Annotated in this window: 18 protein-coding genes; 10 read left to right on the top strand and 8 right to left on the bottom strand. The window is 71.2% G+C overall.

Features of this window, described 5'->3' with window-relative positions; translation table 11 throughout:
- Window positions 1-514: 514 nt before the first annotated feature.
- On the top strand, window positions 515-4,582 hold the full coding sequence (locus G5C65_RS09700) for a replicative DNA helicase (RefSeq protein WP_338146298.1): 4,068 nt from the start codon (window positions 515-517) through the stop codon (window positions 4,580-4,582).
- Window positions 4,583-4,691: 109 nt separating this feature from the next.
- Here G5C65_RS09700 and budC read toward each other — a convergent pair whose 3' ends face one another.
- Window positions 4,692-5,495, bottom strand: coding sequence for a meso-2,3-butanediol dehydrogenase (gene budC, locus G5C65_RS09695; RefSeq protein WP_165298319.1), 804 nt, complete (start codon window positions 5,493-5,495; stop codon window positions 4,692-4,694).
- 123 nt (window positions 5,496-5,618) lie between these two features.
- On the opposite strand from budC, the gene G5C65_RS39090 reads away from it, so the two are divergent.
- Window positions 5,619-6,560 carry a helix-turn-helix domain-containing protein gene (locus G5C65_RS39090; RefSeq protein WP_241265676.1) on the top strand — a complete coding sequence of 314 codons (942 nt, stop codon included), beginning with the start codon at window positions 5,619-5,621 and terminating at the stop codon, window positions 6,558-6,560.
- A gap of 74 nt (window positions 6,561-6,634) precedes the next feature.
- Here the strand turns inward: G5C65_RS39090 and G5C65_RS09685 are convergent, their stop codons facing one another.
- Both G5C65_RS09685 and G5C65_RS09675 read right to left on the bottom strand, forming a co-directional pair.
- Entirely contained in the window at window positions 6,635-7,201 is a 567-nt protein-coding gene (locus G5C65_RS09685; protein ID WP_165298318.1) for a dihydrofolate reductase family protein, read from the bottom strand.
- Window positions 7,202-7,809: 608 nt separating this feature from the next.
- Window positions 7,810-8,193: a winged helix-turn-helix transcriptional regulator gene (locus G5C65_RS09675; RefSeq protein WP_165298317.1), complete on the bottom strand. Its 384-nt coding sequence runs from the start codon at window positions 8,191-8,193 to the stop codon at window positions 7,810-7,812.
- Between the two features lie 88 nt (window positions 8,194-8,281).
- Here G5C65_RS09675 and G5C65_RS09670 point away from each other — a divergent pair, with 88 nt between their 5' ends.
- Both G5C65_RS09670 and G5C65_RS09665 read left to right on the top strand, forming a co-directional pair.
- Complete coding sequence (locus tag G5C65_RS09670) at window positions 8,282-9,133, top strand: polysaccharide deacetylase family protein (RefSeq protein WP_165298316.1); 852 nt, start codon at window positions 8,282-8,284, stop codon at window positions 9,131-9,133.
- Window positions 9,130-10,068: an NmrA family NAD(P)-binding protein gene (locus G5C65_RS09665; protein ID WP_165298315.1), complete on the top strand. Its 939-nt coding sequence runs from the start codon at window positions 9,130-9,132 to the stop codon at window positions 10,066-10,068. Before G5C65_RS09670 ends, G5C65_RS09665 begins: the two co-directional genes overlap by 4 nt.
- Before the next feature lie 77 nt (window positions 10,069-10,145).
- Here the strand turns inward: G5C65_RS09665 and G5C65_RS09660 are convergent, their stop codons facing one another.
- Window positions 10,146-11,234 carry an alcohol dehydrogenase catalytic domain-containing protein gene (locus G5C65_RS09660; protein ID WP_206441438.1) on the bottom strand — a complete coding sequence of 363 codons (1,089 nt, stop codon included), beginning with the start codon at window positions 11,232-11,234 and terminating at the stop codon, window positions 10,146-10,148.
- A gap of 101 nt (window positions 11,235-11,335) precedes the next feature.
- On the opposite strand from G5C65_RS09660, the gene G5C65_RS09655 reads away from it, so the two are divergent.
- The 4 genes from G5C65_RS09655 to G5C65_RS09640 all read left to right on the top strand — a co-directional run bounded on the left by G5C65_RS09655 (window position 11,336) and on the right by G5C65_RS09640 (window position 16,725).
- Complete coding sequence (locus G5C65_RS09655) at window positions 11,336-12,256, top strand: LysR family transcriptional regulator (protein ID WP_165298314.1); 921 nt, start codon at window positions 11,336-11,338, stop codon at window positions 12,254-12,256.
- Window positions 12,257-12,411: 155 nt separating this feature from the next.
- Window positions 12,412-14,661 carry an MMPL family transporter gene (locus tag G5C65_RS09650; RefSeq protein ID WP_165298313.1) on the top strand — a complete coding sequence of 750 codons (2,250 nt, stop codon included), beginning with the start codon at window positions 12,412-12,414 and terminating at the stop codon, window positions 14,659-14,661.
- A 7-nt stretch (window positions 14,662-14,668) separates the two neighbouring features.
- Window positions 14,669-16,000: a sensor histidine kinase gene (locus tag G5C65_RS09645; protein WP_165298312.1), complete on the top strand. Its 1,332-nt coding sequence runs from the start codon at window positions 14,669-14,671 to the stop codon at window positions 15,998-16,000.
- Between the two features lie 32 nt (window positions 16,001-16,032).
- Window positions 16,033-16,725: a response regulator gene (locus G5C65_RS09640; protein WP_165298311.1), complete on the top strand. Its 693-nt coding sequence runs from the start codon at window positions 16,033-16,035 to the stop codon at window positions 16,723-16,725.
- Between the two features lie 29 nt (window positions 16,726-16,754).
- Here G5C65_RS09640 and G5C65_RS09635 read toward each other — a convergent pair whose 3' ends face one another.
- Window positions 16,755-17,957 (bottom strand): FAD-dependent monooxygenase, encoded by a 1,203-nt coding sequence (locus G5C65_RS09635; protein ID WP_165298310.1) that lies wholly within the window; start codon window positions 17,955-17,957, stop codon window positions 16,755-16,757.
- Window positions 17,954-19,348, bottom strand: a complete 1,395-nt coding sequence (locus G5C65_RS09630) for an MFS transporter (RefSeq protein ID WP_165298309.1) — start codon at window positions 19,346-19,348, stop codon at window positions 17,954-17,956. Before G5C65_RS09630 ends, G5C65_RS09635 begins: the two co-directional genes overlap by 4 nt.
- 212 nt (window positions 19,349-19,560) lie before the next feature.
- On the opposite strand from G5C65_RS09630, the gene G5C65_RS09625 reads away from it, so the two are divergent.
- Window positions 19,561-19,995 carry a VOC family protein gene (locus G5C65_RS09625; RefSeq protein WP_165298308.1) on the top strand — a complete coding sequence of 145 codons (435 nt, stop codon included), beginning with the start codon at window positions 19,561-19,563 and terminating at the stop codon, window positions 19,993-19,995.
- A 94-nt stretch (window positions 19,996-20,089) separates the two neighbouring features.
- On the opposite strand, the gene G5C65_RS09620 is transcribed toward G5C65_RS09625, so the two are convergent.
- On the bottom strand, window positions 20,090-21,154 hold the full coding sequence (locus G5C65_RS09620; protein ID WP_165298307.1) for an aldo/keto reductase: 1,065 nt from the start codon (window positions 21,152-21,154) through the stop codon (window positions 20,090-20,092).
- Window positions 21,155-21,353: 199 nt separating this feature from the next.
- On the opposite strand from G5C65_RS09620, the gene G5C65_RS09615 reads away from it, so the two are divergent.
- Window positions 21,354-21,956 carry a dihydrofolate reductase family protein gene (locus G5C65_RS09615; protein WP_165298306.1) on the top strand — a complete coding sequence of 201 codons (603 nt, stop codon included), beginning with the start codon at window positions 21,354-21,356 and terminating at the stop codon, window positions 21,954-21,956.
- Here the strand turns inward: G5C65_RS09615 and G5C65_RS09610 are convergent.
- The gene (locus G5C65_RS09610; RefSeq protein ID WP_165298320.1) at window positions 21,940-22,335 is read right to left on the bottom strand and encodes a GNAT family N-acetyltransferase; all 396 of its coding nucleotides are present in this window, start codon (window positions 22,333-22,335) and stop codon (window positions 21,940-21,942) included. The genes G5C65_RS09615 and G5C65_RS09610 overlap by 17 nt on opposite strands.
- Window positions 22,336-22,582: the final 247 nt, after the last annotated feature.

Here is a 22,582-nt window from a genome sequence, read left to right as displayed (position 1 = left end):
GCCTCCGGGTCGGTGCGCGGGGTGCGCCGTGCGCGGGTCGGAGGGGCGGGCCTGGGCATGAGTTCGATAAAAACATCCACAGGTAATGAGCGCAAGCCGTCCAGGACTGTTACTTGACGGTGTGCAGACGGGCGCCGCGCGGGCGCTGTGACCCGCCTCGGGGACATCCGGCGAAGTTTTTTTCGTGCACCGGGGGTGGATGGCGTCGTCGCAGGTCACACCGGATGATCGGGGAGTGGAGCGAAGTAATCCACAGCACTGTCCCCCGACTCGTGCACAGCTTTCCCCAGCTTTTCCACAGGCTGCGGGCGTCTGTCCACAGCCCCCTGTGGATTAGATGGTTGGCTGAACCCCGGGGCACGCCTACCGTAGTCCAGCGCCCGTCCCAGCTTCCCCTCGACTTCACCGCGGCACCGACGCGCCGTAACCGGAGCCGGGCGTCCCGATTTGTCAGAGCTGTGCCGTAAGACTGTGCCGTACGACGAGGGGGCACCGGCCGGGAGGAGGTGACGGGGTGACCCAGCAGCCCGAGCACGTCGAGGACCCCTGGATCGCCGATCTGGCCGCCTCCGAGGGCTTCCCGGTCGCAGCCCCGCGCGTCCCGGCCCGCGGCCCGCAGACGGAGCGGCACGACCGCGGCCCGGAGCGGGACGGCCCCGGCGGCCCGCAGGGCTCCGGCGGCGGCTTCGAGCGCGTCCCGCCGCAGGACCTGGAGGCGGAGAAGTCGGTGCTGGGCGGCATGCTGCTGTCCAAGGACGCCATCGCCGACGTGGTGGAGGTCCTCAAGGGCCACGACTTCTACCGCCCGGCGCACGAGACGGTGTACCAGGCGATCCTCGACCTCTACGCGAAGGGCGAGCCCGCCGACCCGATCACGATCACCGCCGAGCTGACCAGGCGCGGCGAGATCGGCCGCGTCGGCGGCCCCGGCTATGTCCAGTCCCTCGTCCAGGCGGTCCCCACGGCCGCCAACGCGGAGTACTACGCGGAGATCGTCCACGAGCGCGCGGTGCTGCGCCGGCTGGTCGAGGCGGGCACCCGCATCACCCAGATGGGATACGCGGCGGACGGCGACGTCGACGACATCGTCAACTCCGCGCAGGCCGAGATCTACGCCGTCACCGAGCAGCGCACCAGCGAGGACTACCTCCCGCTGGGCGACATCATGGAGGGCGCGCTCGACGAGATCGAGGCGATCGGCTCCCGCAGCGGCCAGATGACGGGCGTCCCCACCGGCTTCACCGACCTGGACTCCCTGACGAACGGGCTGCACCCCGGCCAGATGATCGTCATCGCGGCCAGGCCAGCAATGGGAAAATGCGTCAGAGCATCAACTGTGCTGGTCGAAGCCGGTTCGGGGGAACGCATCACGGTCGCGGACTTCGTGCGGCGCGGCCGGGCCGGTGAGGACCTTCGGGTGCACAGCCTCGCGGACGACTGGAAGCTGCGCGCCATCCGCCCGTCGGACTTCATCCCCAACGGGCGGCGCGCGGTGCTGCGGCTGACCACCCAGCTCGGCCGGTCGATCTCCGCGACCCCCAATCACCCCTTCCGTACCCTGCGGGGCTGGGTGCCCCTGGAGGAGCTGCGGCCCGGCGACCGGATCGCGGTCGCTCGCGAGCTGCCGTCGTCGCCCTCAGCGGAACTGCCCAGCGCGCTGGTGGCGCTGACCGGATACCTGCTGGGCGACGGCGCGCTGACGGGCTCGACCCCGCAGCTCACCGCCTTCTCCGCCGAGGTACGGGAGGACGCGGAGCGCTGGGCGTCGCATCTGCTGCTGCGCGCGCACCACGGAGTGTCCCGCGTCTGCACGCAGACCGATTGCCCGCGAGCGGACTCCGCGCACGAGCACCCGACCCGTCTGACGCTGTCCGCGGCCGCCCCCGGCGGAAACCCGCTCACTGCCCGCCTCTCCGAATGGGGCCTCATGGGGAAGGGCAGCCACGACAAGTTCGTGCCCGAGGATTTCTTCCGGCTTCCCGAGCAGCAGATCGCGCTCTTCCTGTCCCGGCTGTACGCCACTGATGGATGGGCTTGTGTCTCGAAGCCGGGGAACCAGCCCCAGGTCGGGTACTGCTCAGTCAGTGAACGGCTCGCACGCGACGTGGCGCATCTGCTCCTGCGGCTCGGTGTCGTCGCGAAGGTGGCCCGCAGGACTGTCGCGTACGAGGGCGAGCGGCGCCCCGCGTACCAGGTGCTGATTCACGATCTCGACCAGATCCGCACCTTCGCGGCCCGGGTCGGAATCTTCTCCAAGGAGCGGCAACTGGCCGAGGTTCTGGAGTCCTTCGGCGAACGGGCGGCCAAGCCGAATCTGGACCTGATCCCTGGTGAGGTCTGGGAGCTGATCAAAGCCGAGAAGGGCGACCTGAGCTGGGCGGACGTGAGTGCCCGCACCGGCAGGTCGCGCGGGCACAACTGGCACGTCGGCCAGCAGGTGAGCCGGCACCGGCTGCGTGAGCTGGGCAAGGCGCTCGGCTCCCGCCGTCTGACCGACATCGCGGACTCGGACGTCCAGTGGGACAGGATCGAGACGATCGTGCCGGACGGTGAGGACGAAGTCTTCGACCTCACCGTGGACGACACCCACAACTTCGTCGCGAACGACATCGTGGTCCACAACTCCACCCTGGCCCTGGACTTCGCCCGTGCCTGCTCCATCAGGAGCAATATGCCGAGCGTGATCTTCTCCCTGGAGATGGGGCGGAACGAGATCGCCATGCGGCTGCTGTCAGCCGAGGCGCGGGTGGCGCTGCACCATATGCGGTCCGGCTCCATGACGGACGAGGACTGGACCCGGCTGGCCCGCCAGATGCCGGGCGTCACCGACGCCCCGCTCTACATCGACGACTCGCCGAACCTGTCGATGATGGAGATCCGCGCCAAGTGCCGCCGCCTGAAGCAGCGGAACGACCTCCAGCTGATCGTCATCGACTACCTCCAGCTGATGCAGACGGGCGGCTCCCGCCGCCCCGAGAGCCGCCAGCAGGAGGTCTCGGAGATGTCCCGCAACCTCAAGCTCCTCGCGAAGGAGCTGGAGGTCCCGGTGATCGCGCTCTCCCAGCTCAACCGCGGCCCCGAGCAGCGGACGGACAAGAAGCCGATGGTGTCCGACCTGCGCGAGTCGGGCTGCGTCACGGCGAGTACGCGCGTGCTGCGCGCCGACACCGGCGCCGAAGTGACGATGGGTGAGCTGCTGGCGAGCGGCGAGCGCGATATTCCGGTGTGGTCGCTGGACGAGCAGCTCCGGCTCGTACCGCGGACGATGACGCATGTCTTCCCCAGCGGGGTGAAGGAGGTCTTCCGGCTGCGGCTGGCGTCCGGCAGGGAGGTCGAGGCCACAGCCAACCACCCCTTCCTCACCTACGACGGCTGGAAGCCGCTCGGAGAGCTCGCGGCGGGGTCCCGTGTGGCGGTCCCGCGACGTCTCGATGCCCCCGCGAGGACGCAGGCGTGGCCGGAGCCCGAGGTGGTGATGCTGGCGCACATGCTCGGCGACGGATGTGCGGCTCCGCGTCAGCCGGTGCACTACACGAGCAACGACGAGGCAAACCTGTGCGCGGTCGAAGAAGCAGCCGCGCACTTCGGGATCACTCCGCGCCGCGAGCAGCAGCAGAGCTGGTGGCACGTCCACCTTCCGGCGCCGTACCAGCTCACGCACGGCCGTCGGAATCCGGTCGCCGCATGGCTCGACGGCTTCGGTCTGTACGGCAAGCGCGCGCATGAGAAGTTCCTGCCGCAGGAGCTTTTCTCGCTGCCGGATGAGCAGGTCAGGCTCTTCCTGAGGCACTTGTGGGCGACGGACGGCTCGGTGACTGTGTCCAAGTCGGGTGCGGTGCGTGTCTCCTACGCGACGGCCAGCGAGCGGCTTGCGCGGGATCTTCAGCTGCTGCTGCTGCGGGTGAACGTCCGGGCCCGGCTGCGGGCCGTGGGGAACACCAAGGGACGTCCAGGGTGGACCGTGGACGTCTGTGGTGCGGAGGACCAGCGAGACTTTCTTACGAGGGTTGGAGTGCACGGTCGCCGTGGTGCGCATGCCCAATCAGCCTTGGCCCGGCTGACTGAGGTCCGGGGTGCGGGCCGCTTTGACGTGATCCCCTCAGCGGTTCGGGGGCGAGTGCGCCAAGTGATGGCGGAGCGTGACCTGACGCGGGAGCGCGTGCGAGTGCCCTCCGGAGCACGCAGCAGCGGAGACCTGAAGCACACGTCGAACCCGACGCGAACGCGCATCGGCGCGATTGCCGAGGTTATTCACGATTCGCAGTTGCAGCTCATCGCTTCCAACGATGTCTTCTGGGATGAAGTTGTCTCCATTGAGAGCGTCGGTGAGCAGCGAGTTTATGACGCCACCGTACGTGGAACGCATAACTTCGTAGCAAACGGTATTAATTTGCACAATAGTATTGAGCAAGATGCCGACATGGTGATCCTGCTGCACCGCGAGGACGCGTACGAGAAGGAGTCCCCGCGCGCCGGCGAGGCCGACCTCATCGTCGCCAAGCACCGCAACGGCCCGACGGCCACCATCACCGTCGCCTTCCAGGGCCACTACTCACGCTTCGTGGACATGGCGCAGACGTAGGCAGTTCGAGGACGACCGGCCGATGGGTGGTGGCCCGGCCATGCCTGCCACGCCTCGGTCTGCACGCCAGAACCCGGGCTGCGGTGCTGGTGCCGGCGTGCACGTAGTGTCAGCGGTAGAGATCGGTCTGGCCGTTCGACGCGGTCAGGCCACCATCGACGGCGATGTGCGCGCCGTTGACGTACGAGGCGCCGAAGCCGGCGAGGAACGCCACGACAGCGGCCACCTCGGCGGGATCGCCGGGCCGGCCCATGGGCACCCGGTCGTCGAACCGGTCGCGCAGCGGGGTGCCTTCGGCGAGCGCTGTCCGGATCGCCTCGTGGCTGGTCGTCACACCGGGATGGACCGCGTTGACCCGGATCTCCCGGCCGTGGTCGAGGGCCATCGCATTGGTCAGATTGGCCACCGCCCCCTTGGCCGCGTTGTAGGTGGCCTGCGACCAGTCACCGCGTACGCCACCAACGGATCCGATGTTGACGATGCACCCGCCGACCGTACGCAGGTGGGGCAGGGCGGCGCGGGAAGCGAAGAACAGGCCGTCGACGTTCACGCTCATCATGGCGCGATAGGCGTCCTCGCTCGTGCTCTCCACGGTGCCCGGCTGCGCCAGCCCCGCGTTATTGACGAGGACGTCCAGACGCCCGTACCGCTCGGCCACCACGTCCATGAGTGCGGTGATGGCGGCCAGGTCGGAGACGTCGCCGACCCACGGGTGCATGTCGCCCCCGTCCGGACCGCGCTCGATGGCCCGGCGCAAGGTCGATTCGGTACGACCCACCAGTACGGTGGTATATCCGTCGGCGGCGAAGCGGTGCGCGATATGGACGCCGAGGCCGCCTCCGGCACCGGTGATCACGGCCACGCGGCCGTTCTGCTTGCGGTTGTCGTGCTGGTGGTCGGACTGCTCGTTCATCACGTCCTCCTGATCTGCGGGTGCTCCGCACACTAGGAAGATCACGGAAGTCTCGGCATGCACCAGGGCGACAACCGATTGGAACATCGGCGACACACATCCGGGAAGCAGAACCATAGGAATATGGACGACAGGACCGCATCCTTCTCACTCGACTCACGCCGTGCGGCCACCACCGGCCTGGACGACTACGAGCGGAGCTGGCGCGCCCACGTCGGAGACGAGTTCCCTCTCCCCCGGTTCAGCGCGGCGACCGCGGCCGATTTCCGGGTGCGCTTCCGTGCCGCCCGGGTACACGACGTGGCCATCACCACCGTGGACGGGGCGTCGGCGGCACAGACGGCGGACGGGCCGGCTCAGGACACCGATCACGTCCGCCTGTGGCTGGTGCACAGCGGAGCCTGGGCGCTGGGCAGCAGGCGAAACAGCGTGGAGCACACCGTGGTGGCGGGAGGCTTCCTGCTGCGGCACGCCGCGGGGATGCCGCACTTCGCGCTCCCGCCCCACACGAGAGCGCGGTGCATCGTGCTGCCCGCCGCCCCCTTCTCCCTGTCACTCGCCGGCCGCGGAGTTACCGGCCACGCCGACGCCGCCGAGGTACGCCTCCTGGTGGCGCACGCCACCATGGTGGAGGAGGTGCTGCCCGATCTGAGCCCGGCCGGTGTCCGGGCCGCACGGGACACGCTGGTCGAGTTGGCCACCGCGGTGGCGCACCGCGGCTTCGACGATGTGAACACCCGCCTCGCTCCGGCCCTCACCCAGGCGGCCAAGAACCTCGCGGAGCAGCGGCTCACCGAAGCCGATCTCTCGTCGGCGATGCTGGCCCGGGAACTGAACGTTTCCGTGCGTACTCTGCAGCGCGCGTTCGCGGCCGGCGGGGAATCGGTGACCGCCTACATCCGGGAAAGGCGCCTGGAGTCGGCCAGGCAGGCGCTGTCGGCGTCTCGATTGATCGTCTCGGAGATCGCCGCGCACTGGCAGTTCGCCGACAGCAGCCACTTCAGCCGCGCCTTCAAGCAGCGCTACGGGCTCACACCCACCGAGTACGCCCGGCAGAACTCCTGATCAGGAGGTCCGGCGGGTCAGTTGTGGGGCCGACATGGCGGTCACCATGGCCCCGGGCATCCTTCAAAAGCTGCTCAGCGCCTCGTCTCGTACCTGGTCAGGACCACGCCGCCGGGAAACGTCCGCGTCTCCACCAGGTTCAGGTTCACCCAGCTGTCCAGCGCGGTGAAGAACGGCGTGCCGCCGCCCACCAGGACCGGATGGGCGACGACCACGTACTCGTCGATCAGCCCGGCGCGCATGGCCGCCCCGGCAAGCGTTGCGCCGCCGATGTGCATGGGGCCGCCGTCCTCGGCCTTGAGCCGGGTGATCTCGGCGATCGCGTCGCCGGTGACCAGGCGGGTGTTCCAGTCGACCTTGTCGATCGTCGAGGAGAACACCACCTTCGGAGTGTCCCGCCAGTTCCGTGCGAACTCGATCTCCGCCGGGGTGGCGTCGGGCTGCTGGTCGCCGGTCGGCCAGTAGGAGCTCATCGTCTCCCACAGCTTGCGCCCGTACAGCGACAGGCCACTCTCCTGCTCGTGGCCGAGCCACCACTGGAACAGCTCGGCGTTCGGCGGTCCGCTCCAGCCGATGTCGTCGCCGGTCGCGGCGATGTAGCCGTCCAGGGTCAGGTTCATGCCGTAGATCAGTTTCCGCATGGCCCCGCCTTCCGTCCGTGGGTGTCCGGCGTGTAGACCAGCGTGGCGCGGGAATCTCATCGGTGCGCGATCTGGGCTCGCCGGTGGTCCGCCGACCGTCCCGGAGCGGATCGACGCCTTCACCACCCAGGTCCTCCCCGCCACCGACCAGCACAGTCGGCCAGTAGGCTCGTGTCCGTGGGTGCGCTCTTACCGTTCCTGATCTTGATCGGCGGCCTCGCCGCTGTCCTGGGGTTCTTTGCGTGGCTGGCCGCGCGTATGCGTCGTCGGGGCCTTGCGGGCGGGGCCATGAGCGCCGCCCTGGCCTCCTACGAAGAGGCGTTCCGCGTCACCGCTCACGAGTCTCACGTTGAGATCCGGGCCCAAGCAGAACGCAAGGCGCCGATCCTGTCGCCGGACGATCACTGGGGACGCAGCCCCGGCGAAGCCGGCCAGGCCGGCGCAGGGGACCATCGTCCACGTCGGCCGGGCCCCCGCCGCTCCCGTCGGGGCCTTGGCCGATGGGTCGGCCGTCTGAGGTCCGGTCAGGCCGTCAAACGGGCCAGGGGACGAGAACGAGCGCGAAGGAACGCCGAGCCGGGACAGGACCCGCCTTTGGGAGAGGACCTCTAACCCTTTCGGGCGGCGGTGACTCTGGTCCGGTCCCGCGCCTCGGACTCCTGGAATTCCACGACGGCCGCGCCGTGTTCGTGCGCCCACTCCGTCAGCACGGCGATCGGCTCCACCAGGGTCCGGCCCAGGTCTGTCAGGACGTACTCGATCTTCCCGGCATCGGTGTGGCGGTCGACCAGGCCGTATCCCTGCAGCCGTCGCAGTGTCTGGGTCAGCACCTTCCGTGAGATTCCGCCGATCTGGTCGACCAGCTCGCCGTGTCTGCACGGTTCCCGGCTCAGCGCGAACAGCACGACCACCGCCCACTTGTCGGCGATGATCTCGATCGCCAGGCGAGCCGGGCAGTCGGCGAGGAAGACGCTGCCGGAGTACTCACGCATGCCCCGACGATAGCCCGCTGCCAGGAACCTGGCGGTACCTGCCGCCTCACTAGCGTCCACAGCGGAAGCCACTGAGGAGGGGAGCCGGATGAGGGCGACGAGGGCAGAGATCGAATGGCCGGGCGGGCGGAAGGTCGCCGCGCTGGTCACCGTCGCGGTGGAGCTGTGGTCACCGGGGCACTGGCCCGCCTACGCGCCGATGGCCGCGGCGTGGCCGCTGTCCGGCACGTCCGGCATCGACGACACGCACAGCACCTCCTGGGCGGACTACGGCGTCACCACCGGCATCTGGCGGCTGCTCGACATCCTCGGTGACCTGCCCGCCACCGTCGGCGTCAACGGGCTGGTGGCCGAGCGGCACCCCGAGGCCGTCATGGCCGTGCACGAGGCGGGTCACGAGATCGCCGCACACTCCTGGGCCCAGGACGTGGTGCCCGCACGGCTCGATGCCGATGCCGAACGGGCCAATATCCGTCGCTGCACCGACATCCTTCGCCGGGTCACCGGCGTGCGCCCGACGGGGTGGATGAGCCCACGCGCCACCGGTTCGAGGCACACGGCCGACCTGCTCGCCGAGGCCGGCTACCGCTGGACCGGCGACCACAGCGACCACGACCTCCCGCAGGTCCTGTCCACCGCTCACGGCCCTCTGGTCTCCCTCATGCACAGCGACCACTCCGACGTCCGCGACGCCGCGGCCGGCCCGTACGTCTACCGCGACCTGCACCGTGAGCTACTGGACCAGCTGCTCGCCGCCCCCGGTCCCGGCGTCTTCCGCCTGACCGTCCACGCCCACGTCGCAGGCCGGCCGCCGCTGGCGGGCATGGTCGGGCAGATCCTCGATCACCTCCGTGAGTCCGGCGACGTCTGGGTCGCCACCCACGCCCAGGCGGCCGAACACGTCCTGACACACCAGGGAAGCCAGGGAAGAACGCCATGACCCACGTCCTCGTCGTCGGCGGCACCGGGGCCATGGGCCGCCACGTGATCCGGCACCTGCTGGCCACCACCGACACCGCCGTCACCACCGTCACCGTCCCCACCCGCCACCCCGAATCCGCCCACGCCGCCGAGCTCGCCGCCACCGCACCCGACCGGGTGCGGCTGGTCCACTCCGACCCGGCGGCCCTCGACGAGGCCCTGATCGGGCAGGCCGACCGCGTGTTCGCCAACACCGACTTCTTCGCGACGGGCAGCGCCGTGGGTGAGTACCAGCAGGGGCTGCGCCTGCTGGCCGCCGCTGAGCGGGCCGGCGTGGAGCGTTTCATCTGGTCCTCGCTGGACAGCGCGGTGTCCCTGACCGGCCGCCCCGTCCCGCACTTCGACAGCAAAGCCGCCGTCGCCGCCCACATCGGGCTGATGCGCTCGGAGGAAATGCTCCGCAAGGAGACCGGCGGCTGGTACACGGACCACGTCTCGGTACTGACCACCGCGCCGTACTTCGAGAACCTGCGCGACCGGCTCACCCCCCGGCCGGACGGCCGGGGCGGCCTGACCTTCAAGCTCCCCCTCGGCGCCGCCCGCTACCCGCTCGTCGCCCTCGACGACATCGCCTGGTTCGCCCGCCATATGTTCGACAACTGGCACTCCTGGGGCGCCCGCGACCTCGCGGTGATCGGCGACAGCCTCACCGGCGACGAGATCGCCGCCACCTTCACCCAGGTCACAGGCGTCCCCAGCAGCTACCTCCCGATGCCGCACGACGACCTGCGCACCGCCGTCCCCGACTTCAGCCACGACTACGCCGCGATGTTCCAGTTCTTCGCCGACCGCGACCTCTACACCCAGGACCGGGACATCGCCCTCCTGCGCCGCCTGCACCCCGACCTGATGACCTTCAAGGACTGGCTGCACCGCACCGGGTGGACGGGATGACCACCCACCACGTCGGGGAGGGCGACGCGTTCTGCTTCCTCGACGGCGCTGCCCGGACCGCGGATCCGTCAGCAGGGTCAGGAGGCGGACGGGGTGAGGGCGGTGCGGTCGAACGGGCCGCTGTGCTCGGCGGCGTACGCGATCGCGTCGTTGACGGCGTCGAGCGGGAAGGACCGGACATGTTCGGGGGCGAGGTCCAGGGCGCCCGAGGCGAGGAGCCGGATGATGCCGGCGTTCGCGGTGCGCGGGAACATCCACTGTCCGCGCACGGTGATCGAGTTGCGCATGATCCAGGGGTAGGGGAGCGCGAGGTCGTCGCCGCCGAGCATGCCGACGCCGCCCATGAGGACGATGCGGCCGTACTCGCGCACGGTCATGGCCGCCGCGCGCGTCACCGAGCTGGGTGCGCTGGGTGGGAGCAGGTCGATCGCCATGTCGATCGGCCCGTCGGCCGCCGCTGATATCGCCGCGCGGTCGGCGGCCTCGTCCCCGGTCAGCCGGACGGGGCGCGCGCGTGGTCCGAACCGGTCCGCGAGGAGGTCGAGCACCGCCTGGTTCCGGCCCGGGGCCACCACCCGGCCCGCCCCCATCGCGAGCGCCACCGCGACGGCGCTGCTGCCGAGGTTCCCGGTGGCCCCGCTGACCAGCAGTGTCTCGCCGGCCTCCAGCCGGCCGGCCAGCAGTCCGCCGTAGGGGATGAGGTGCACGCCGAGTGCGGCCCAGCGGGCCGGGTCGTCCTCGGCCGCGGGGGGCAGGGGAAAGACGTTCTCCGTGGGGACCCGCAGCAGCTCGGCGAACGGCCCGTCGTGCAGGTACTGGGCGAGCTTCGCGCCGCCGTCGCCGCGGGAGCTCCAGCCCTGGAGCGCGATGTCGGGTGTCAGCGCGTCGTCGCGGGAGCGCACCGTGGGGTCGCACCACACCAGGTCGCCGGCGCGCAGCCGGGTGGCGTCCGGGCCGGTGTGGACGACCCGCCCGATGCCGCCGGTGCCGGGCACGACGGGCGGTACGAGGGGGTAGTTGCGCCGGCCGCTGAAGACCTCGGCCGCGTACGGCAGCACACCGGCGGCGAGCACGTCGACCAGCACCTCCCCGCCCTGGGCCGCCGGTGTTGCCACGTGCTGCACGGTGAGCGGAGCACCGAACTTCGTCAGAACCGCTGCTCGCATGGGATGGCCTCGCTTTCGTCCGGGTTCGCCGGAATCGACGCTAGGCGCCCGGCAGGCATGCGGGAAGCGACAGTCCGGCATGGGTGGTATGCGTAGGACGCATGGACATCTCCAGTGCGGGCCTGCGGGTCCTTCGGCAGATCGCGGAGTCGGGCAGCTTCACCGCGGCGGCCGTCCGGCTGGGCTATACGCAGTCGGCGATTTCGCGCCAGGCCGCCGCCCTCGAACGGAGCGCGGGCGCCGAGCTGTTCGAGCGCCGCCCGGACGGGGTGCGGCTCACCCCCGCGGGGCTGGCCCTGTTGCGGCACGCCCGTACGATCCTGGACGCCGTCGCGGCGGCCGAGCGTGATCTCACCGGCACCGCCCAGCGGACCGAGATCGTGCGGCTCGGAGCCATTCCGAGCGCGGGAGCGGTGATCCTGCCCGCCGTGCTCGGACGGCTCGCCGCCACCGACCCGCAGATCACGGTCACGACGCGGGAGGGCACCACGCCGGCGCTGATCCGGGCGCTGCGCGCGGGGTCGATCGATCTCGCCGTGCTGACGTCGCGACCGCCCCACCGGCTCTCGGACGGCGAGGCGCCGCGTCTGCATGTCGAGACCGTCCAGGACACCGAGCTGGTCGTGGCGGCTTCCGCGACCGGAGCGTTCACCGGCCGCTCCGCGGTGAGCGTCGACGAGCTGACCGGCGCCGGGTGGATCGCCACCCCGTCGTCCGGCTCGGAGCCGCTGCTCGGCGTCTGGCCGGGCCTGCCCGGACGGCCGCGCGTCGTCCACTCCGCGCGCGACTGGCTGACGAAGCTCCAGCTGGTCGCCGGCGGTTTCGGTGTGACGACGGTGTCGTCGTGGATTCTGCCGGCGCTGCCGCCCGGGGTGAGCCTGCTGCGCGTCGAGGGCGCCCCTCCCGAGGTCCGCCGGGTCCTCGTGGCGCGGCTGCCCGGCCGCCCCGCCCCGGCGATCACGGCCGTCTCCCGGGCGATGACCTCGTTCCGGCCCGAGGAGGAGGCGCCCGACGGCCTGTAGTGCGTAGGCACTAGGACGTGTGAGGCGCTGGTCCGGGCGCACCAAGGGAAGACGGCGGCGGGAGACGATGTCCGGCCGGGCGCCGGAAGGAACTGTGGGAGACGCATGAATCCCGTCTCTTTCCCCTGCTTCGCAGCGTCTGGAGTGATCTACAGGTGGCCACAATTCTCTACCGGATCGGACGGTGGGCCTTCCGGCGACGCCGTCTCGTGGGCGGCCTGTGGCTGGGCGCCCTGGTACTCGCCGTCGTCGCCGCCGGAGCGGCGCCGGAGGGCGAGGAAGAAGACATCTCCATGCCCGGCACCGAGTCGCAGAAGGCGTTCGACCTGCTGGACGAGCGCTTCCCCGACAGCAACTCCCAGGGTGCCGAGGCCCGCCTGGTGTTCCAGGCCCCGGACGGGCAGCGGGTGACGGCCAAGGAGCACAAGGCGGCCGTCGAGAAGACGCTCAACTCGCTGGACGGGGGCGACCAGGTCGAATCGGCCACCGACCCCTACAAGACCGACGCCGTCAGCAAGGACGGCACCATCGCCTACTCGACCGTCACGTACACCGCGGACGCCGTCGACCTGGAAGACTCGACGAAGAGCGCCCTGGAGGGCGCAGCGGACAAGGCCAGGGACGCGGGGCTGACCGTGGAGATCGGCGGCTCGGCCCTGGACACGGAGGAGGAACCGGGCGGCACAACGGAGATCATCGGCGTGGCGGTGGCCGCGGTGGTGCTGGTCCTCGCCCTCGGCTCCGTGGTCGCGGCCGGACTGTCGCTGATGACCGCCATCGTGGGTGTGGTCATCGCCTTCGGCCTGGTCACCGCGCTGTCCGCGCCGCTGGGTCTGACGAGCACCGTCGCCATCCTGGCGCTGATGCTGGGGCTGGCCGTCGGCATCGACTACGCCCTGTTCATCACCTCCCGCTTCCGCGACGAGCGCGCTCAGGGCCGCGACCCGGAGGACGCCGCGGGGCGGGCCGTGGGCACGGCCGGATCCGCCGTCGTCTTCGCCGGCGCGACCGTGTTCATCGCCCTGGTCGGGCTGGGGGTCGTCGGCATCCCCGAGCTCACCAAGATCGGCATGGGCGGCGCGGGCGCCGTGGCCCTCGCCGTGCTCGTCGCGCTGACCCTGGTCCCCGCGCTGTTCGGCTTCTTCGGCCGGCGGGTGCTGCCCCGCAAGCTCCGCAAGGCCGCAGGGCCGGGGAGCGAGGGCCTGCAGCCGGCGCCCGCCGCGGCCGGCAAGCCGGGGCTCGGCACCCGCTGGGCGCGGTTCGTGCTGCGCCGCCCGGTGGCCGTGCTGCTGGTCGCCGGACTCGGTCTCGGCGCCGTCGCCGTACCGGCCCTGAGCCTCGAACTCGGGCTGCCCGGGGACGAGTCGAAGTCGGTGGAGACCACCGAGCGCCGCGCCTACGACCTGCTGTCCGACGGCTTCGGCCCCGGCTTCAACGGGCCGTTGACCGTGGTCGTGGACACGTCGGACTCCGGGAAGACTCAGGCCACCACGGACCAGGTCGTCAAGACCCTGCGGGGCATGGACGGGGTCGCGTCGGTCGGTGATCCGGCGCTCAGCGAGAACAAGGACACGGCCATCCTCAGCGCCGTCCCCGAGACCGCGCCGACCAGCAGCGAGACCAAGGACCTGGTGAACGACATCCGGGACGAGGTCTCCGGCATCGAGGCGGAGACGGGCGCCGGCGTCCTGGTGACCGGCACCACCGCGATGAACATCGACATCTCCGAAGCCATGTCCGACGCGCTCCTGCCCTATCTGACCGTGGTCATCGGCCTGGCGGTGCTCCTGCTGCTGGTGGTCTTCCGCTCGGTCCTGGTCCCGATCAAGGCCGCGCTCGGCTTCCTGCTGTCGGTGGCCGGCGCCTTCGGCGTCCTCGTCGCCGTCTTCCAGTGGGGCTGGCTGGCGGACACGCTCGGCATCGAGACGACCGGACCTGTCATGTCGCTGATGCCGATCCTCGTCATCGGCATCGTGTTCGGCCTCGCCATGGACTACGAGGTCTTCCTCGTCAGCCGGATGCGGGAGGCGTACGTCCACGGAGCGTCCCCCGAGGAGGCCGTCGTGAGCGGCTTCCGGCACAGCGGACGCGTGGTGGCCGCGGCGGCGGTCATCATGGTCAGCGTGTTCGCCGGGTTCATCGGGATGACCACCACCACCATCCAGACGCTGGGCGTCGGCCTGGCCTCCGCCGTCGCCTTCGACGCCTTCGTGGTCCGGATGATGATCGTGCCCGCGGTCCTGGCCCTGCTCGGCCACCGGGCCTGGTGGCTGCCCCGTATCCTGGACCGCGTGCTGCCGAATGTGGACATCGAGGGCGAGAAACTGAACACGCACATCCCGGCACCCGTGGCTGAGCCGGACCCGGCGGCGCCGCCGCTCCTCGTCGGCCGGCACCGGCGCTGAACCCGCCATGGCACACACAGGTGGCGGTGGCCCGCGGCCGCACGGCACGTGGTGGCGGGAGGGAGCGGTCATGGCGACGGCGTTCGCCCTCTGCCTGCTCGGCGGCGCGCTGCAGGACGACGGCAGCGCGCTGTCACCGCCGCCTGTCGCCGCCTACGCCATCGCCCTGGTGTCCTGTGCCGTGCTGCCGGCGCGGCACAGGGCGCCCCTGGCCGCCATGGCGGTCACGGCCGCGAGCGGCGTGCTGGTGCCGCTCTTCGGTCTCCTGCTGAGCCCGCTCATCGTGGCCCCCGCCGTCATCACCGCCTACTCGCTCACCGTGCGCACCGAGCGGCACGCGGCGATCGCGGTGTGGTTCACCTCCGCGGCGCTGCTGGTCGCCTTCACCCCGGTGTTCGGGGCCCTCTCGTGGAAGGACGCGAGCAGGATGGGAGCGGTGGCGGCGTTCCCGCTCGCGGCCGGCGTCGTCGGCCACGCGGTGCGGAACCGGCGGGCCTATCTGGCGGGCGTGGAGGAGCGGGCCCGGCGGGCCGAGCAGAACCGGGACAGGGAGGCGCGCCGGCGGGTGGCCGAGGAGCGGTTGCGCATCGCCAGGGAGCTGCACGACCTCGTGGCCCATCAGATCACCCTGGCCAACGCGCAGGCCACGGTCGCGGCCCACCTCTTCGACGCCCGCCCGGAGCAGACCCGCAAGAGTCTGAACGAGCTCGTGGAGACCACCGGCAGCGCCCTCGACGACCTGCGGGCCACGGTCGGCCTGCTGCGCCAGTCCGGGGACTCGGACGAGCCCGCCGACCCGGCGCCCGGCCTGGACCGGCTTCCCACGCTCCTGGAGAACTTCCGCCGTGCCGGACTGGAGGTGTCGGTGCAGCAGGAGGGCACGGTCAGGGCGCTGCCGCCGGGAGTCGACCTCACCGCCTACCGCATCATCCAGGAGGCCCTGACGAATGTGACCAAGCACGCCGGGGGCGGCAGCGCCCGGGTGGGCTTCGCCTGGAACCGCGACAGTGTGGCCATCACCATCGCCGACGACGGTGGGAGCGCCCGTACGGCGCCGCCCGCGTCCCCGGCAGGGGGCGGGTACACGGCGCCGGAACGCCAGCCGGGTTATGGTCTGATCGGGATGCGGGAACGCGCCACTGCGGTGGGGGGACACCTCTCCGCTGGCAGCCGCCCGGAGGGCGGCTTCCTCGTCTCCGCCCAGCTGCCCTTCTCGCCCGCCAAGGACGCCAAGGACGTCCAGGACGCCAAGGACGCCAAGAACGCCAAGAACGCCAAGAGCACGGCGCGGGAGGCGGACGGAGCGGCGGCCGGCGAGGGGCGGACGGGCGATGGATGACTGACGGGTGACGGAGAGGATGGGGAGGCGCCGTGACGCTCCGGGTGCTGCTCGCCGACGATCAGGCCCTGCTGCGCGGTGCCTTCCGGATGCTTCTCGACTCCGCTGACGACATCACCGTGGTCGGCGAGGCCGGCGACGGCAGGGAGGCGGTGCGGCTCGTCCGCCAACTGCGCCCGGATGTGGTGGTCATGGACATCCGGATGCCTGAGGTGGACGGCCTCACCGCCACGTCGGAGATCTGCGCGGACCCGGAGCTGCGGGACAGCCGCATTCTGATCCTCACCACGTACGAGACCGACGAGTATGTCGCCCAGGCGCTGCGCGCGGGGGCGGGCGGCTTCATCGGCAAGGGCATCGGAGCCGAGGAGCTGCTGGACGCCGTGCGTACGATCGCCGACGGCGACACGCTGCTGTCGCCCGCCGCGACCCGCTCCCTGGTCGCCCGCTTCCTGGCGACGCCGGCCGAAGCGCCGCCGCGCCGCGCCGAACAGCTCGCCGTGCTCACCCCGCGCGAGCGCGAGATGGTGACCCTGGTCGCGACCGGCCTGTCCAACCAGGAGATCGCCGAACGGATGTTCCTCAGTCCCTTCACGGTCCGCGCCCATGTGCAGCGCGCCATGACGAAACTGGAGGCCCGCGACCGGGCGCAGCTCGTCGTCATCGCCTACCGGACGGGCCTGGCCCAGGCCACCCACGACGGCGGCACCGACCGCCTGCCGTAGTCCGGCGGATCCGGGCCGGGGCACGGTTGTCACGGCAGGCGGGCGAACTCGGGCAGGGTGAGGGCCGAGTGGGCCGGCTGTGCGGGCGCGGAGGGCAGGGTGGCGAGGTTCCGCAGCATGGCGTTGCGTCGCTCCAGGTCCGCTGCCGTGGTGGGGAAGAGCCTGGCCGAGCCGTTGTCGACCAGCGCCTGGTTCATGGCCACGAACGGGCGGACGCCGCTTTCGTAGGCGGCGAAGGCCGCGGTGTGGTCCCGGTGCGTGGCCAGCGCGTTGGCGAGCATGTAGGCACCGGCCAGCGCGAGGCTCGAACCCTGCCCGGTGAGGAACGAGGGCGCGTACGCGGCGTCGCCGACGAGCGCCACGCGTCCGCTGGACCAGCGGGGCATGCGGATCTGGCCGGCCGTGTCGAGGAACAGGTCATCCGCTTCGCGCATGGCGCGGACGATGCGGGGGACTTCCCATCCCGCGTCCGCGAAGACCGCGGCGACCAGGTCCTGTTGCGCCTCGGGGTTCCGGAGGGCGTCGGACGGCGGTTCCGGCTGGTGGAAGTTCAAGAAGGCGTGCAGCTCGTCATGGTCGCCGACGGCGTAGAGGGCCGCGGCCCTCCCCGGGGTGTTCCACAGCACGAGCTCGCGGGAGAGCCCGAGGGTGTTCGGCAGGGTGAAGATGGCGAAGCAGTAGCCGAGGTGGCGGTGGAACTGTTCCTCGGGGCCGAAGAGGGACTCCCGGGTGTGCGAGTGCATGCCGTCGGCGCCGACCACCAGGTCGAACGTGCGCTGTCGCCCGCTGTGGAACGCGACGTCGGCCCCTCCCCCCGGCCCGGACTGGTCGAGCGCCGCGATGGAGTCGTCGAACAGTAACTCCACGTCGTCGCGGACCAGCGCGTGCAGGAGCGCGGCCAGATCCCCGCGGCGTACCTCCAGGTCCTGTCCCTCGACACTGCCGACGACGGCGCACGGGCTGAGCGCGGCCACGGTGCCGCCGTCGGCGTCGAGGAAGGTGCAGCGGCGCGAGTCGATGTGCGCGTCCCGCAGGTGCGGCAGTATCCCCATCCGCCGGACCACCTCGATCGCGGTACCGCGGATGTCGACCGGATAGCCGCCGGCGCGCAGCGCGCCGGCCTTCTCCACCACGGTGACCGCCCATCCGGACCGGTGCAGCCAGTACGCCAGCGCGGGTCCGGCGATGCTGGCCCCGGAGATCAGAACCCGGCGCCTCGCGGTAGGTGTCATGTCTGGGCTCCCTTCTTCGTGAAACGGACGGCGAGCAGGGCCAGTGCGGCGACCAGGCCGGCGACGGCGAAGCCGGTGGCGAAGGCCGACTCGGCCGGCAGGCCGGTCTCCGGGACGGCCCCGGCGTCGAGGATCGCGCCGCCGACCTGGACGCCCAGGGCGACGCCGATCACGCGGGTCACCACGAGCAGGCTGGTGGCGATGCCGGTGTCCCGGGTCTCGACGCCGGTGGCGGTGTTGGCGAGCAGCGCGGTGGTGCCGATGCCCGCGCCGATCGCGGTCAGCGCCTTCGCGAGGACGAGATGCCACTCCGCGCTGTGCTGGGAGGCCAGGGCGAGCAGCGCGGCCGCCGTGACGACGGCGCCCGCGACGACCACGGCACGCGGACCGAATCGCCGCGCCGCGACGCCGCCGACCGAGTCGCTCGCCGCCCCGGCGATGGCGCCGGGCAGCAGGAGCAGTCCGATGTCGGTGGTGCTGACGCCGAAGCCGTACCCGTCGGCGGATACCGCGAACAGCTGCGGGAGCAGAAAGGTCACCATCCCGAAGCTGGTGGTGATGACGAGGGTGAGCACGCACGCGTGCCACATCGCGGGCCGTGCCAGCATGCGCAGGTCGACCATCGGGGAGACGGCCCGGCGCTCGACGGCGACCCATCCGGTCGCGAGGCCGGCCACGGCCACGGCGATGGCGCCGACCGCGAGCGGCGGCAGGTCGGCGCTCGTCACCCGCACGAGTCCGACCATGAACGTGAGCAGGGTGCCGCTGAGCAGCAGTACGCCGGGCCAGTCGATCCTGTGGTCCGAGGGGACCGGCGGATCGTGCGGCAGCAGCCGGGCCACGACCAGCGTCATCGCGATGACCGCGACCGTCGGCAGCGCGAACATCCAGTGCCAGGACAGTCCGTCCGCGATCGGCCCGGCGATCAGCGTGCCCACGATGCCGCCGCCCGTGAACAGCGCGGTGACCACCCCGATCGCCAGGTGCGACTCCCCGGCCGGGAGGTGTTTGCGCACCAGGATGAAGGAGAGGGGCAGCGCACCCACCATGACGCCCTGCAGCACCTGGCCGAGTAGCAGCACCGGCAGGTTCGGCGCCAGGCTGGCCAGCAGCCCGCCGGCCGCGACCACGGCCATCAGCCGGATCAGCACCCGCTTCCCGCCGTAGCGGTCGCCGAGCTTGCCTGCGACGGGTGCGACGACCGCGCCGGTGATGAGCAGGGTGTTGGCGACCAGGGCCCCTTCTCCGGGACTGACCCCGAGCTCGCGTTGCAGCAGCGGGAGCGCGGGCTCCACCACTGTCTGCAGGGTGCCGAGCGCGAGTGCTAAAATACCTAAGGCGCCGATGGACAGCCTTCGGATGCGGACCCGGGAAACCACGGCTTGGGACATGCTGTCCCCTTCGTCGTCGGCTGGAACGCGCGGGATTCACAGGCCCCCAGATTCACTTCAGGCGCTCCGCCCGGCATCGTCTCTCGCCACCGTCTTCCCCTGGTGCGTTCGGACCAGCTCCTGCGTCTGTCCTGGTGCCTACGCACTACGGGGCGGCCCCGACCTCGGTCGGGACCGCCCCGTTCGCCTGTCGCTGCGGCTAAGGTGGGCCGATGTCGTCGATCAAACAGTTCCAAGTCACTTTCGACTGCGCGGAGCCCGAGCGCGTCGCGCGCTTCTGGTGCGAGGTGCTGGGGTACGTCGTACCGCCGCCCCCGGAGGGGTTCGCCACGTGGGACGACTTCGACCGCTCGCTCCCGGCCGAGGAGCAGGGTTCGGCGTTCGCCTGCGTCGACCCCTCGGGTGTGGGACCGCGGCTGTTCTTCCAGCGCGTTCCGGAGGGCAAGACCGTCAAGAACCGGCTGCACCTCGATGTGCGGGTGGGCACCGGACTCGTGGGCGACGAGCGCCTCGCCGTACTGGAGGCGGAGTGCGCGCGACTGATCGCGCTCGGCGCGGAGCGCGTGCAACTGCTGCCTGCCGATGGCGTGAACGAGTCCTGCCTGGTGATGCGGGACGTCGAGGGCAACGAGTTCTGCCTCGACTGAGGGGTGCGCGGCAGCGCCGCCCCCGACGCCCCGTCGGCCGGCGCCCCGTCGTCCGACGGGACGCCGGGCGGCGCCCTGTCGACCCGTCGGGCCGTCAGCGGCGGGCCTCGACCCTCAGATCGCCCTGGGTCTGCTCGCGGGCGAAGTCGCTGGCGAGGAAGGTGTGCGGATAGCCGAGGTCGATCGCACTGGCCTCGTCGAGGCGGGCCAGCTGGGAGGCGGTGAAGTCGACCTCCAGGGCGCCCAGGTTGTCCTCCAGTTGCACGGGGGTGCGGGCGCCGATGATCGGCGCCGTCACGCCCGGCCTCTGCAGGGTCCAGGCCAGGGCGGTCTGCGCTGCCGTGTGGCCCAGCTCCGCGGCGACCTCCTGCACGGTGTCGGCGACAGCGAGGTTGCGTTCGGTGACCATGCCCACGGTGCGGTTGAGGCTCTTGCGGGTGCTCTCGTCGGAACCGGCGTCCGCCCCGGTCAGATCACCGCGGCCGTACTTGCCGGTGAGCAGCCCGCCGCCCATCGGCGAGTACGGGACCACCCCGAGGCCCATCTCCCGCGCCATCGGGATCAGATCGCGTTCTCCGGCACGCTGGATGAGGCTGTACTCGATCTGCAGCGCGACCAGCGGTGTCCAGCCGCGCAGGTCGGCGATCGCCTGCATGCGCGACACCTGCCAGGCCGGCAGGTTGGACATCGCCACGTACAGGACCTTGCCCTGCCGGACCAGGTCGTCCATGCCGCGCAGGATCTCCTCGACCGGCGTCGTGACGTCCCAGACGTGCAGATAGAGCACATCGAGGTAGTCCGTGTTCAGCCGCCGCAGGCTGGATTCCACCGACGCGAACAGGTTCTTGCGGTGCGCGCCCCCGGCGTTCGGGTCGCCGGGCCTGCGGTGCGTCGTGTACTTCGTGGCCAGGACCAGTTCTTCGCGGTTCTCGCGGGTGAACTCGCCCAGCAGGCGCTCGGAGCTGCCCTGGGTGTAGGTGTCGGCGGTGTCGATGAAGTTGCCGCCGCGCTCGACGTAGAGGTCGAACAGCTTGCGCGCCTCGTCCCGTTCGGCGCCCCAGCCCCAGTCGTTGCCGAAGGTCGCCGCGCCCAGCGCCAGCGGTGAGACACGGAGCCCGGAGCGGCCGAGGAGCCGGTAGGTGTCGAGAGTGAGGGCCATTGCGTTCTCCTGTGCTTGTGATCCGTTGTCGGGACAAGCTTGCAAGCGCCGCGAGCCGGGGGTAAGGGACAGAGCTTCCTGGGACCGCCACTCCTACCCACGGTCCGCCGGGGGCGGCTCGGCGCTTGCCAAACCACTTCGCCTGTACCACTATGAGTGCAGTGGTCATGGTGCCATGGCCGTGGGAGAGGAGACCGGTTTGCGCAAGCTCACTTACTTCGTCGCCGCCTCGATCGACGGGTTCATCGGGGACGAGAGCGGGGAGGCCGCGTTCTTCACGCGCTTCGTCGACCAGGAGTACCTGGACTTCCTCCGGGAGGAGTATCCGGAGACGCTGCCCACCCACGGGCAGCGGGCCCTGGGGCTGGAGGAGCTGCCGAACGTCCGCTTCGACACCGTCATCCAGGGGCGCGCGAGCTATGAGCTCGCGCTGCGGGAGGGCGTCACCAGCCCCTACGCGCAGCTGCGCCAGCTGGTCGCCTCGCGCACCCTCGGGGAGTCGCCCGACCCGGCGGTGGAGATCGTCTCGGCGGACGTCGTCGGCCGGGTGCGCGAGCTGAAGGCGGAGGACGGCCTCGACATCTATCTGTGCGGCGGCTCCCGGCTCGCGGGCGCACTGCGTGCCGAGATCGACGAGCTGGTCGTCAAGTCCTACCCGGTGCTGCTCGGCTCCGGAATGCCGATGCTCACCGCGGAGTTCCGCCTGGAGGAATTCGCCCTCGCCGGGTTCCGGAGCTTCACCAACGGGGTCGTGGTCCGTACCTACGGCCGGGAGGAGCGGAGTATCAGAGGGACATCTTGAAGCCCAGGTGGGAGGCTTCGAAACCGAGGCGCTCGTAGAAGCGGTGGGCGTCGACGCGGGTGGCGTCGGAGGTGAGCTGGACCAGGACGCAGTCCTGGCGGCGGGCCTCGGCGATGGCCCACTGGATGAGGTGCGTGCCCAGCCCGGTGCCGCGCGCGTCGGCGTGCACCCGGACGGCTTCGATCAGCGCGCGCGCCGCGCCGCGGCGGGAGAGCCCGGGGATGACGGTGAGGTGCAGCGTGCCCACCGTGCGGCCGTCCCGTTCGGCGACGACGAGGTGCTGGTTCACATCGCCGTCCAGCCGGGCGAAGGCCGTGCGGTACGGGGCGAGGTCGTGCGGGGTCTCGCGCCGGGCGCCCAGCGGGTCGTCGGCGAGCATGGCGACGATCTCGGGGATGTCGTCCGGGGCGGCCCGGCGGACGGACAGGCCGTCGCCGGCGGAGTACGCGGTCACAGGGGCGAGCGTACGCCCCGGGCGCACGGCGCGGACGCGGGGGCGGTGCCGGGGCGGACGGCGCCGGGCCGGCCCGTCACTCGCCGGCCGAGGGCTGCAGCGTGCGGACGGCGGCGGCGAGCGGGGCGAGCTCGGGGCGCTGCTCCGCCTGGGTGAGCGCCTCGGTGAGGGC

This window comes from Streptomyces boncukensis, assembly GCF_011045075.1.
Lineage (GTDB): Bacteria > Actinomycetota > Actinomycetes > Streptomycetales > Streptomycetaceae > Streptomyces > Streptomyces boncukensis.
This window is presented reverse-complemented; position numbering and strand designations above follow the sequence as displayed.